Raw genomic sequence first — 12,733 nt, forward strand, 5'->3', positions numbered from 1 at the left:
AAGATACATTATGACATTAAGTATAAGAAATATTTACCAGCAACAAGGCATTTCGTTTCCGGTAATTAGTATAAAACAAAATCATGAAATGCATTTTGGCTTACCAACATCTATAAAAAAAGCACATTCGGTATTTTCTTCAAAGAATGATGGAAATGGATTTAAGTGTGGGTGCAGGAAGAGTAATTCGCTAAAACTTGTGATATTACCGAAGATCTTAACAAAAGAATTTGGAGAAGTTGTTCCCTCCTGGGTTTCTGCAGCAAAAAGAGACTCGAGAACCGGTGCCCAAATACGAACGATAAAAGGTGTTTTAACGCAGAGTAGAATATCAGGTACAGATTTTCCTCTTAAACCATGGCATCATAGTTATGACTGGAACTATTTTGTAAAAACTGATAAACAGTTTTTTTACCTAAATAGCCCGGCAAATGGGAAGTATGATGCTAAAAATCAGATTGCCGTAATGGAATGCGAATGGGATTCTAAATTTGTTCCATTATGGTCATTACCTATGCCTGGCGATCGTATACAAGTTACAGGAAGATGGATCTATGACTGTGGGCATCCTAAAAACGGAAAACACAGATCCGAAATTCACCCTCCAAAAGCAGTAGTTTCTTTTCGGGAAGAGACAGATCTTTTTTCTGGAAATAAAGGACTGTCCAGAGCTAATCAAGCAATCGTTTATATAAATAAAAAAGGGGGATACATCAACCAAAAGATCAATGATCAAAATTATACTTTTGATCTCTACCTGCCGCCAAAACCATCAGATTTTTCAATCCCAAAATTCAAAATAAAGAAAATGATTGCTAGTGCTATTAATCCAATAATTACTCCTTTTCCAAGTGATGATCCAAAATTGTTACGAGTGACGATTCCACTGAAGGGAAAAAATATTCCATCAGAAAATTATGGAGTAATAATTAGTGGGGGATGGTCAGATCCCAAAGGAATAGATGCTAAGCATATTAAAAAAGTAACTGTTGCAGTACGAGAAGCTGTTTTTAAAAAGGATAAAGATCCCGATGGAATAATTCTCAAAAAGGAAGATGAATGGTATCTGTATGTTGGTATTAATGGCCGATGGAGATTGTTTGAAAGTATGGATAAAGGAAAACGCACATTAAATCACAAGGTAGTTCTTCATTTACACAAAACACAACACGTTAAAATATCAACTAATGGATATGAAGCTGATCCTATTCATGATATTCTTGGTAAATCTGTAGGATTGTCCTCAAAAGTAGCGAGTTCGTCTAGCTTAAATTCTCAGGAAAGAAAAACAGCAGGAGAGGGGATTAGAAAAGGGTTTTTAAAGCTAGGAACAGATTTGTTAGAAGGAGGTGATATTGAGAATGATAAAATTGGGATTGTAAATGCTACATTTCCTTCAGGTAAAAGAAGTACTAATAGTATTGTCACTTCGAATCTAGGAGATTATCAAATTACCGTGAATATTACATAACCTAACCTTCTCATATAAAATTTAACGTAATCAATGATCCCATACTCTTATGGATATGGAGACATGCCCTTATGTAATATAAAAATAGAACTATTAATAGTTCAGAATTAAAGCTTAAAAATAATTGGTATTAGATAACACGTAAGCTGAAAAGTGTATAGAGTAAGCAAGAAAATAAAAGATATAATACGTTATGGCCACGATTAGGGAAAAATTTGTAAAAAAGGGGAAATGGAAAACTATAGAAAGCTTTTTTAATGCCAATGGGGTTGCTTTTTTTAAAGCCCCAAACGATGCTTCAATTAAAGTTAGATATGGTGTTGGCTGGTTTGGGAAAGATAGGCAGAAACAAAAGTTAGACGGAAGAACCTACAAAAAACTTCAAGTTGGTAAATGGTCATTGACCAGAGCAAGAATGCAAATAAAAGTAAAAAAGGATACTAATGTGACCTATTATGTTGATGGAGGAGGAGTGGCTCAAAACTCTCCTGAAATTAGATTTTGAATACAACTGAAGTATACTTTCTAAAACCATTTTTTGAGTAGCATAATCTGGATTTAAGTAAACACGGTAGCCGAAAAGTGAATAGAGTAGGCAAAAAACTAATTATTAAATAAAATGGAAAAACTAACAAATCTAAAAATGTATGTAGTAGGGGTATTTTGCATAGTAGCAATTGCTTCTTGTGAGAAGGAACAAGAGGTTATTCCCGAAATTTCAAATAATACCGAAGGCTTTTTGAGCAAAACAGGTAAAAGTGATACCAGGATTGAAGAAAATGCGGAAGTTGTAATTCCAATATTGCATCGTAGTTATAGCGCCGATATAAGTAAAGAAGATGCTGATGCAAGATTCGAAGAAGAAGTTGCAGAATATATGAATAAGAATTCGGTAAATACCAATTATGAGAAAGGTTATAGTACAAGGTGGTATTATAGAATCCGTACAAAGACAGGAGCTCAAAAAAATAATGAAACTGATGGAGATGCTAAGGCTAGTGTGAGGTTTCGAACTAGTAGAGGGATCTATACCCATTCGGTATCTAGTTTAAATAATGCTGGGGATGATCGAGAAAGAGGACAAACAGACTATTATTATTTAAGTGCAAAATACCCGGGACAAGCTATAAGTTGGGTAGAAATTCAATCCGCCAAAATTTCATTAAAAGGAACAGATGGATGGTTTATAACAAATTATGATATCTATGCATACCCATCATATCAAACAGTTTCTGCTACAGGAAGTACTTATTTAAGATCCAGCCCAAATCGATGGTTGGATAACACATTTTTCTGGGGATGGGATACGTATTCTACAGGAGAAAGAGGAACTGGTAGATTAAATTTTTAAAATAACGATATGAAAAATTTAAATATAGAAGGAGTAACAGTCTTAAGCAAAACTGCTCAAAAATCAATAGGAGGTGGGGATATAAGCTTACCTGACCCCATACTTACCTGTTGGCAATGGAAATGGTTATGCGATACAGTTGGCTTTCCGCCATTAACAGGAAGATATTGTCGATGGGTTAAAGTACGAGTACCCTGTAGATAGATATAATCTTGAATGTCTTTAAATGTTCATAGAATACTAATTTAAAATAATAAAAATCATGAAAATTCTTAAACTAAATGGGGTTAAGGTTCTTAGTAAAATTGCTCAAAAAACAATCTTTGCAGGAAGGATCAATAACTGTAAACAAATACTGTGCGCCGGTTTATCGGCAAGAGAATGTGCAGAGATTTGTAGAAACCCATACTAGACTGTGCTAAATTATAGATGTAGTTAGGTCACAGACTAAGGAAAACCAGATTGCCAAAATAGGTATTCTGGTTTTTTGAGATGAATAATAATAAACGTGCTAACTAATACTTTTTTTAGTATTAAAATGTTAGTAGATATAAGATAACTATTTAATATATAAATAATTATGAGAAATCAGATTTTTATACTTGCCATATTGGCAATTATGATATCATCGTGCTCAGGCGATGATGATACAAATCCAAATCCAAATAATAATACTATTATTGGTACATGGATTATAGAAAGTACAACAGAGCAAGGCTACAATATGAATATAGAGGGTGCTCTGATAGGTTGTGATACAAATGCAACAAAGCTAATATTTGACAAAGAGACTATAGTAACTGTAAATTCGATGGTAGTTGTTCAAAATGGGATTAAGTTATGTGTAAGTGGGGACAGTGAAGAAATTACAGATAATACCATAAAATTGATAAAAGGAACCTTTCCTCCTCCCAAGGATATATTTTCATATAAACTACAAGATGATACACTTACTCTTACTGATCAAAATAACGATGATTTTGTATTTAAAAGAGCTAATTAATTTATGTTTTAGTACTACCTTATAATTTGTGAAAAGAATGGTAGAGACCTAAATAAATAATAAGTTATTGATAGCTGTTTTGATTAACAATCATTAAACAAGAAGAAGTAGTTCTAACACTTTTCCCTACATTTTATATTTACGTATTTTTGCAGGAACAAATACGGAATACGTTAATAAACTAAATAATGATTGCTTATAGAAATGAAATTTTACTGACTATTATAGTATTGATATTATTATTTTTTGTGTTACTGATAACAAAAAGTGTAATTAGGAAATTCTCAATATTAAAATCTATAAATGCTAATCGAAGAAAATTGATACGCAATTTAACCAATCTGGTTCATTACCTTATTGCAGGAACAGCTTTGGTGATTATCTGGGGGGTAGAACTTAAACAGTTTAGTGTTTTTATTTCTTCGGTTTTAGCAGTATTGGGGATTGCTTTTTTTGCGCAATGGTCGATCTTGTCGAATCTTACTGCAAGTATTATTTTATTTTTTAGTCACCCGGTTAGGATAGGGGATAGGATACGAGTTTTGGATAAAGATTTTGACTGGACCGGAGAAGTGAAAGATATTACAGGGTTTTATCTTTTTATGATTACAGATCATGGCGAAAACATAACTTTACCTACATCTATGGTGATACAAAAAGGAATCCAAATCATGAATAAACGCAAAGAAGAGCAAATTGACCATAAAGAAGAAGTGTAGTTGAATCCTAAAACCAAATACACTCAACGTATTAAATCCGAGGCAAAACGTCTGGGTTTTCTGTCGTGCGGAATTTCTAAAGCAGAATTTCTGGAACAGGAAGCTCCGCGTTTAGAAAAATGGCTTAACCAGAATATGCATGGCGAAATGCAGTATATGGAGAATCATTTTGATAAACGACTGGACCCTACCAAATTGGTGGATGATTCAAAAAGTGTAATATCCTTATTACTCAATTATTTCCCTTCAGAAAAACAAAAAGACCCCGAAGCTCCCAAACTGTCTAAGTATGCATATGGTACCGATTATCATTTTGTGATTAAAGATAAACTGAAGCAGTTATTACATTTTATTGAAGAAGAAATTGGTGAGGTCCATGGGCGGGCCTTTGTAGATTCTGCACCTGTATTAGATAAAGCGTGGGCAGCAAAAAGTGGATTGGGTTGGATTGGTAAAAATAGCAACCTGTTAACACAACAGGTAGGTTCTTTTTATTTTATTGCAGAGCTTATCATAGATCTTGATTTAGAATATGATACTCCCGTTACAGACCATTGTGGTACGTGTACAGCATGTATCGATGCCTGTCCTACACAAGCGATTGTAGAACCTTATGTGGTAGATGGCAGTAAGTGCATATCGTATTTTACGATAGAGCTTAAAGAAGAGATTCCTAATAGTTATAAAAACCAATTTGATGATTGGATGTTTGGTTGCGATGTGTGTCAGGATGTATGCCCATGGAATCGCTTTTCTAAACCTCACAATGAACCACTTTTTAATCCAAAACCAGAATTACTAGAGATGTCAAAAAAAGACTGGGAAGAAATCACGCAAGAAGTATTCTCAAAAGTGTTCCAAAAATCTGCAGTAAAAAGAACCAAGTTCTCTGGATTGAAAAGAAATATCGATTTTTTATTTAGAGATTAAAAAACGATTAACATGATTCTCTAAAAATAAGTTCGGTAGGGAGAATGATTTCTTTATGAAGACAAGGTTTATTTTCTTTATTTAATTCTATTTCATCTAGTAAAATTTCTGTGGCAACAACTCCCATTTGATGTGCAGGTTGATGTACAGTTGTTAATGTAGGAGAGACAACAGAAGACATAAACCAGTTGCTAAACCCAAAAACAGCTACATCATCGGGGATTTTGATGTTGTTTTCATTAAAATATTTTATTGCACCAATTGCCACAAGATCGGTTATTGTAAAAATAGAATCAACCTCGGGATTTTCCTGTATTAGCTTTTTCGCGTTGTTATATCCATCTTCAAAATCTGTATTGTTATTACACAGATATACCAACGAAGGATCATATGTGATTCCATGATCTTCTAATGCTTCTTTATATCCCTCAAAACGATCGTTAGAAATTTTTGGATTAAGATCACCTCTGAAATGTGATATCTTTTTGTGTCCTTTGGAAATAAGATATGAAACAGCCTCGTATGCTGCTTTTTTATCATCGATACGTACTTTAGAACAAGATATAGAAGGTTCTATTTTATCAAAAAGAACCAAAGGGATATTTCGACTCAGTACTTTTTTCAGGTGAACAAATTCGTTAGTTTTATTAGATAAAGACATTAATATACCGTCTACACGTTTATCAAGTAATAAATTTACTTGCAGTTTTTCAAGAAATAGCTTTTCACTCGACTGTAAAATGATAACCAGATACCCTTTTTTTTCTGCTTCCTCAATGATGCCATCTATTACTTTAGAAAAAAAATGATGTACCGTAGTTGGGATAATAACACCAATCGTTTTTGTTTGTTTAGTTCTTAGATTTACAGCTAATTGATTAGGCGAGTAATTCAGTTTTCTTGCGGTCTGAAGAACCTTTTCCTTGGTGCCTTTATTTACATCGGGATAGTCTTTTAAAGCCTTGGATACAGTTGCTACAGAAATTCCTAATTCATTAGCAATATCTTTTAGAGTAGTAACTTTCATAGACTAAATGTTATATTTATTAAATATACAATTTAAGCTAAAATACAATTAGATCAATAAAATATAAAAATTTGAGAACCTCTTTTGTTAGTGAAAAAGGAACAAAAGGAATGAGAAAAGTACTTTTAGATGGGCTTTTTACCCTAAAGGAATAGTTCTTTCGAAATCGTTTTCGACACTATCGAAAACGATTTCGAACCCCTTGAATCTTAAAGAAAGAATAAATTATCATTATGGTTTTATGAAATTGCAGAGAACTAAATACTTAAAAAATTATGAGAACAAGACTATGTGTTATTCTCTTCTTAGTTTTCGGAATAGGGGATTCCATTGCTCAGGGAGGAAAAAATGTATCAGGAACGATTAAAGATAATAAAGGTGTTCCGGTAATTGGGGTTAATATACTACTCGAAGGAACCAACAGAGGAGCAACATCAGATTTTGATGGAGAATATATAATTAGTAATCTAGAAACCAATGCTACTTATGTTCTAATAATTTCTTCGGTTGGATTTAAGACCGTAAGAGAGGAGATTGTTATGACAGATAACATTGTTAAAGATATTGTCTTAGAAGAAGACTTACTTTCATTAGATGAGATTGTAGTAACCGGATCTTCTAACCCACGAACAAAATTAGAATCCAGTGTAGCAATAACCACAATGGGAGTCAAAGAACTAGAACAAAAAGCTCCACAAAGTACTGCAGATCTACTACAATCAATCCCTGGATTTGTAGTTGAAACTTCGGGAGGAGAGGTAGGAAATAATCTTTTTGCCAGAGGGATTCCATCCGCTGGAGCATATGAATTTGTTCAAATTCAGGAAGATGGACTTCCCGTTTTTGAAGATGGGGCCTTACAATTTGCAAATGCAGATAACTGGTATAGATTAGATGAAACTGTTAAAAGAATGGAAGCTATTCGAGGAGGATCTGCTTCTGTTTTTGCAACGAATTCACCTGGAGGAATTATCAATTTTATCTCTAAAACAGGTCAAAATGAATTAATTGGAAGAGCCAAAATGACCGTAGGAGATTACGGGCTTTTTAGAACAGATCTCAACATTGGAGGAGCAATTGTCGAGGATAAATTACTTTTTAATATAGGAGGCTTTTATAGAGTAGATCAGGGAATTCGAGATCCGGGATTTGAAGCGAACAAAGGAGGGCAGATGAAATTTAACCTTACCTATAAATTTGATGGAGGTTATGCCAGGATTAACTATAAAAAACTGGATGACAGAAACCTGTTTTTACTACCAATACCATTGCGGGGAGATAGCGATGGAAATCCACAAGAATTCGAAGGATTCGATGCCAATTACGGAACATTAGCATCAAGAAATTTTAGTAGACTTCGAGTGCCTCAAATAGGAGGAGGTTTTTTTGAAAGAGATCTAGAAGATGGTGTGAATCCCAATGTAGACGCTATAGGAGGAGAGCTTAAATATCATATCTCTGATGTGGTATCTGTAAAGAACACGTTCAGAAATACAAGCATTGATCTAAATTATAATGCAATTTTTAGTACCGGAGGACCAAATACACAAGCCGATTTTGCTACAGGAACAACACAGTTTCCACTAACCGATGCAGCAAATGCCGAGTATACATATGTAGATACTGGTGCAGCTTTGAACCCAAATACATTGGTAATGCGTGCAGATCACTGGGCAATCGATAAAGACATGTCTAACTTTGCAAACAATCTGGCATTTTCATTTAATTTCGAAAAAATAAATGTCACCCTGGGATATTATTATTCTAATTGGAAATCAAACCAATATTGGAACTGGAGTAATTATCTAGTTGATGTATCTGATAATCCCAGATTGGTAAACCTGGTAGACACCAGTACAGGAGTTTCTAGAACTTATAACGGAATAGAAAGAATTACCTGGTTAGAAAGAGATGCACAAACCAAAGGAAGATTAAATGCTCTTTATATAGATGCAGAAGTTAATTTCACAGATAATCTAACTGCTAATTTTGGGCTTCGTTATGACGATGATAAATATGCTGGATATCGTGATAATGCACGCTTTTTTTCAACAGATTTAGGTTTACTACCTGATAATACTGCCGATGATGCCCTTACCGTTGTAGATGGTAATCCATATACATATTGGAATTATGATGTAGACGAATTATCATATACTACTGCATTAAATTATAAGTTTAGTGATAATATGGCGATCTATGCAAGGCATAGCCATGGATTTAGATCACCCATAGAAGAGTCTTACTACGATAATGCTTCTGATCTAAGTAATATTAAGGTTACCGAGGTTGATCAGTCAGAATTAGGGTTTAAATATTCTTCTTCAAACATAGGTGTTTATGCAAATTTTTTCTATATGAATATGGATAATATTGCCTTTACAGATATTTTGGCAGATGGGACTTCAGAAAATAAATTTGCCGATGTAAACAACATAGGGGTTGAGTTAGAAGCTAATGCTAAATATAAAGCTTTTGCAGTAGAGGCTAATATAACGGTTCAAAAACCAGAGTATGATAATTTTTCTGGAGCTAATGCAGATGGTACAACTTTTAATTATGAAGGAAATAGTGCCAGAAGAATCCCTAATGTATATTTTACACTAAGGCCACAGGTAGAAATCATTAAAGATTTGGGATTATATACGCAATGGTCCCATTTTGGAAAAAAATATCAGGACGAAGCTAATACCACAGAACTCCCAGCTTTTAATGTTTTTAATGCTGGAGCATATTACAAGGTAAAAAAATTACGATTTGGGTTTGATGCTTCTAATCTGTTTAATGAAATAGGATTAACAGAAGGTAACCCAAGAGGAACAACTAATGCTAATGATGATGTCTTTCTGGCAAGACCAATTTTGGGTCGAGCCTATAGACTATCTGTAGCAATAGATTTTTAATTGTTTGGAGCCATAAACTGCTCGTATTGCTCGGGCAGTTTTAAATTAATAACCAGTCACCACCATTTTTAATGAAGAATGTATCCATAAAAATATCCTTGTTTATCAACTATTTTATTTTTGCTATCCTCCTTAATAGTGTAGGAATAGTAATCTTAAAATCTTTAGAGAATTACCATGTTGATGAAATCGAGGCAAGTACTTTAGAATGGTTTAAAGATTTACCGATAGCATTGGTTTCGTTCTTAATTGCTTCTTTTTTACCAAGAATAGGGTATAAGAAAGCAATATTATCGGGATTACTAATTTCTTTTATTGGATGTTTAGGGATGTATTATGGTAATTCTTTCTGGTCGGCAAAACTTCTTTTTGCTGCAATAGGAGTATCCTTTGCTTTGGTAAAAGTTTCGGTATATACCCTTATTGGTATCATTACAGAAACCAAACGAGATCACAATAGTTTAATGAGTATTGTAGAAGGGGTTTTTATGATAGGAATCGCTACGGCCTATTTTCTGTTTCCTGCATTTAATTATGATAATGATCCAGATGCATGGTTACGTGTATATTTGCTTTTGGCGGTATTCATTTTTGTGTCTTTTCTATTATTATTCTTCACCAGATTTGAAGAAGGAAACGAAATTCCGGGCGTAAATCTATTAGATGATGTTAAGCAGATGATGCTTTTGTGCACCAAAATGTTGGTAATTGTATTTGTTGGTAGTGCCTTTTTATTCGTAATGGTAGAACAGGGAGTGATGACTTGGTTACCAACATTTTATAAAAGAGTGTTACAGCTTCCTCCTAATGTAAGCATTATGATGTCTAGCGTTTTTGCAATATCATTGGCTATAGGGAGAATAGGTGCAGGAATTCTATCAAAGCGAATACCTTGGGTTTATATTCTTACAGTATGTATTGGATTAGCAATACTTATGGTGGTTTTTATTTTGCCAAAAACTCTTAATGTTGAGGTACAAGAGATTCAAAAAATTACAGATATACCATGGATAGGATATGCGTTTCCACTTATCGGATTATGTCTTGCCCCAATATATCCTCTAATAAATTCTGCGGTACTAAGTGCTTTACCCAAAAAATTACATAGCCCTATGACTGGTCTTATTGTGGTTTTTTCTGCTTTAGGAGGAACTACAGGATCTACAATAGTAGGCTGGTTATTTAAAAATGTTGGTGCTCAACAAGCATTTTACTATACGATAATGCCAATGACCTTATTGTTATTGACATTACTGGTATTACACAAATTAACAAGAAATAATGTTGATTAACATATATAAAAAGGATGTCTTACACAGTTTACTTCAACAAGAAGATACCGATAAAGACAAGAGGATTACTATTGATGATCAGGGTCCAAAAGAATTTAAAATACATACCATTAATAACGAAATTCATACCATTAAAGGAACCTATCACCTGTCTAATTTGCTTCAGGAATTAAAATTGGCAAAAGAAGACAAAAAAGGGATTATAGAAATTTCCTTAACAGAGATTAAACAACCACCAGGCTTAAGAATTTCTAAAATGATAAAAGAGTACTATTGGGATCGATTAACTAGAAAATTAGATCGAAATGGTATTGAAAAAATCCTATCCGATGATAAAAGGGATATAAAAGAAAAACGATTATACGTTCCTTTTCATGATAAAGAAGCCTATTCTTTTTATCAGGAAGTAACAAAAGGAATAGATCATGTTATATTAGAGACACTACCCCAAAAAATAACACCAGAATTTGTACAATCCATTAATGATAAGCCTGGGATTTTAGGACTAGCATTAACCACTGATAATCATAAGAAAAAAGCTGTCCCGTTTTTGGTGCCGGGAGGAAGATTTAATGAAATGTATGGATGGGATAGCTATTTTATAAATATAGGACTTTTACTAGATGGCAAAAAAGAACTTGCCAAAGGGATGATTGATAATTTTACATATCAAATCAAGAATTATGGTAAAATTCTAAATGCCAATAGAAGTTATTATTTAACAAGAACTCAACCTCCGTTCTATATATCTATGGTTGTAGAGTATTATGAAAAATATAAAGATCAAACACCTATTTCGTGGCTAAAAGAATGTACAAAAACAGCTATTTATGAATATGAAACTGTTTGGATGCAATCTGGAAAAAGATTGGCATCAAATGGATTAAATAGGTTTTATGCAGAAGGAATAGGTATAACAGCAGAAGTTGAAGAAGGACATTATGATTATATATTAGAAAAATATAAGAACGATGATTCGCAATCTATCGAAGAGTTTAGAAAGCTATACCTGTACAGAGAGGTTGATAGAGCAGAATTGGATCAATATTTTTTGCATGATCGAAGCGTAAGAGAAAGTGGGCATGATACTACCTACAGATTAGAAGGGATATGTGCTAATCTAACTACTGTAGATCTTAATACACTATTATATAAATATGAAAAAGATTTGGCATATATCATAAAAACTTTTTTTGATGATGAATTTATATATAAAGAGAGGAAATTAGACTCTGAGTATTGGAATGATATTGCATCTCAACGGGTAGTGCTGATAAATCAATATTTGTGGGATGAAAAAACAGGGAGTTATTTTGATTATAATCTATTAGAGAAAAAGAGAACTCATTTTGAGTCGGCAACCGGATTTTATCCATTATGGGCAAAATTATGTACAGCAGATCAGGCAAAAAGTGTTGTCGAATATTTGATGCCTCGGTTAAAATGTAAATTTGGGATTGCTGGAAGCTCTAAATTTTCTCTTCGGGATGTTCCAAAAGATGCTCCAAAACGACAATGGGACTATCCGTTTGGATGGGCTCCACATCAAATGATTGTTTGGGAAGGATTGCTTAATTATGGGTATCAGGATTTGGCAGAAGAACTTGTCTATAGATGGTTGTGGATGATTACCAAGAATGCAGCAGATTATAATGGTGTAATTCCAGAAAAATTCGATGTAGTTTACGGGACATTTAAAGTAGATGTAGAATATGGTAATGTCGGATCCGATTTTAAATACGTTCCCGATGGTGGCTTTGGATGGATGAACGCTTCTTATCAATTAGGATTAAGTCTTCTGCCTGTAGCATATACGTATAAGTTGAATCAACTTGTAGATCCTGATGAAATATTCGGTAAAACCAATAATTAATTGATAAATCTTTAATAAGATTGTTAAATGGAGGATATTTTTTTTCAATTCTTATTTTTCGCAAAGATTCCTTAGTATTAATTTTTGCATCTCATACAGACTTGTACCTTTGTATATGTATTAGTATCAAAATATCATAACCATTAAATCTGGTGTTATGGTAT

The 12,733-nt window shown here is 33.4% G+C and carries 12 protein-coding genes; 11 read left to right on the plus strand and 1 reads right to left on the minus strand.

The genetic code is table 11. The features are described 5' to 3' along the window. The first annotated feature begins 10 nt into the window (after positions 1–10). The 8 genes from DK441_RS15100 to queG all read left to right on the plus strand — a co-directional run bounded on the left by DK441_RS15100 (position 11) and on the right by queG (position 5,474). The gene (locus DK441_RS15100; RefSeq protein WP_109851453.1) at positions 11–1,471 is read left to right on the plus strand and encodes a hypothetical protein; all 1,461 of its coding nucleotides are present in this window, start codon (positions 11–13) and stop codon (positions 1,469–1,471) included. Between the two features lie 193 nt (positions 1,472–1,664). Next, positions 1,665–1,976 (plus strand): hypothetical protein, encoded by a 312-nt coding sequence (locus DK441_RS15105; RefSeq protein WP_109851454.1) that lies wholly within the window; start codon positions 1,665–1,667, stop codon positions 1,974–1,976. 114 nt (positions 1,977–2,090) lie between these two features. Further along, on the plus strand, positions 2,091–2,822 hold the full coding sequence (locus tag DK441_RS15110) for a hypothetical protein (RefSeq protein ID WP_109851455.1): 732 nt from the start codon (positions 2,091–2,093) through the stop codon (positions 2,820–2,822). Positions 2,823–2,831: 9 nt separating this feature from the next. Next, positions 2,832–3,026 (plus strand): hypothetical protein, encoded by a 195-nt coding sequence (locus DK441_RS15115; protein ID WP_109851456.1) that lies wholly within the window; start codon positions 2,832–2,834, stop codon positions 3,024–3,026. A gap of 58 nt (positions 3,027–3,084) precedes the next feature. Continuing rightward, entirely contained in the window at positions 3,085–3,234 is a 150-nt protein-coding gene (locus tag DK441_RS26645) for a hypothetical protein (RefSeq protein ID WP_160112112.1), read from the plus strand. A gap of 168 nt (positions 3,235–3,402) precedes the next feature. Further along, a complete protein-coding gene (locus DK441_RS15120) occupies positions 3,403–3,825 on the plus strand; it encodes a hypothetical protein (RefSeq protein WP_109851457.1) in 423 nt (140 codons plus the stop codon). Positions 3,826–4,145: 320 nt separating this feature from the next. Continuing rightward, positions 4,146–4,544: a mechanosensitive ion channel domain-containing protein gene (locus DK441_RS15125; protein WP_235015771.1), complete on the plus strand. Its 399-nt coding sequence runs from the start codon at positions 4,146–4,148 to the stop codon at positions 4,542–4,544. After that, positions 4,545–5,474 (plus strand): tRNA epoxyqueuosine(34) reductase QueG, encoded by a 930-nt coding sequence (gene queG / locus DK441_RS15130; RefSeq protein ID WP_109851459.1) that lies wholly within the window; start codon positions 4,545–4,547, stop codon positions 5,472–5,474. Positions 5,475–5,481: 7 nt separating this feature from the next. On the opposite strand, the gene DK441_RS15135 is transcribed toward queG, so the two are convergent. After that, entirely contained in the window at positions 5,482–6,501 is a 1,020-nt protein-coding gene (locus DK441_RS15135) for a LacI family DNA-binding transcriptional regulator (RefSeq protein WP_109851460.1), read from the minus strand. Positions 6,502–6,776: 275 nt separating this feature from the next. Between DK441_RS15135 and DK441_RS15140 the strand changes: the two genes are divergently transcribed. The 3 genes from DK441_RS15140 (at position 6,777) to DK441_RS15150 (ending at position 12,569) form a co-directional block, all read left to right on the plus strand. Beyond that, positions 6,777–9,404: a TonB-dependent receptor gene (locus DK441_RS15140; protein ID WP_109851461.1), complete on the plus strand. Its 2,628-nt coding sequence runs from the start codon at positions 6,777–6,779 to the stop codon at positions 9,402–9,404. A 71-nt stretch (positions 9,405–9,475) separates the two neighbouring features. Next, the gene (locus DK441_RS15145; protein ID WP_109851462.1) at positions 9,476–10,696 is read left to right on the plus strand and encodes a sugar MFS transporter; all 1,221 of its coding nucleotides are present in this window, start codon (positions 9,476–9,478) and stop codon (positions 10,694–10,696) included. Next, complete coding sequence (locus DK441_RS15150) at positions 10,686–12,569, plus strand: trehalase family glycosidase (protein ID WP_109851463.1); 1,884 nt, start codon at positions 10,686–10,688, stop codon at positions 12,567–12,569. The genes DK441_RS15145 and DK441_RS15150 overlap by 11 nt, the downstream gene beginning before the upstream one ends. Positions 12,570–12,733: the final 164 nt, after the last annotated feature.

Origin of the sequence: Aquimarina sp. AU58 (genome assembly GCF_900312745.1) — a bacterium.
GTDB classification, from domain to species: Bacteria; Bacteroidota; Bacteroidia; order Flavobacteriales; family Flavobacteriaceae; genus Aquimarina; species Aquimarina spinulae.

Excerpts from the sequence above, each read along its gene's own strand:
- DK441_RS15100 (WP_109851453.1), top strand. The coding sequence starts at position 11 with ATGACATTAAGTATAAGAAATATTTACCAGCAACAAGGCATTTCGTTT.
- DK441_RS15105 (WP_109851454.1), top strand. The coding sequence starts at position 1,665 with ATGGCCACGATTAGGGAAAAATTTGTAAAAAAGGGGAAATGGAAAACT.
- DK441_RS15110 (WP_109851455.1), top strand. The coding sequence starts at position 2,091 with ATGGAAAAACTAACAAATCTAAAAATGTATGTAGTAGGGGTATTTTGC.
- DK441_RS15115 (WP_109851456.1), top strand. The coding sequence starts at position 2,832 with ATGAAAAATTTAAATATAGAAGGAGTAACAGTCTTAAGCAAAACTGCT.
- DK441_RS26645 (WP_160112112.1), top strand. The coding sequence starts at position 3,085 with ATGAAAATTCTTAAACTAAATGGGGTTAAGGTTCTTAGTAAAATTGCT.
- DK441_RS15120 (WP_109851457.1), top strand. The coding sequence starts at position 3,403 with ATGAGAAATCAGATTTTTATACTTGCCATATTGGCAATTATGATATCA.
- DK441_RS15135 (WP_109851460.1), bottom strand. The coding sequence starts at position 6,501 with ATGAAAGTTACTACTCTAAAAGATATTGCTAATGAATTAGGAATTTCT.
- DK441_RS15140 (WP_109851461.1), top strand. The coding sequence starts at position 6,777 with ATGAGAACAAGACTATGTGTTATTCTCTTCTTAGTTTTCGGAATAGGG.
- DK441_RS15145 (WP_109851462.1), top strand. The coding sequence starts at position 9,476 with ATGAAGAATGTATCCATAAAAATATCCTTGTTTATCAACTATTTTATT.
- DK441_RS15150 (WP_109851463.1), top strand. The coding sequence starts at position 10,686 with ATGTTGATTAACATATATAAAAAGGATGTCTTACACAGTTTACTTCAA.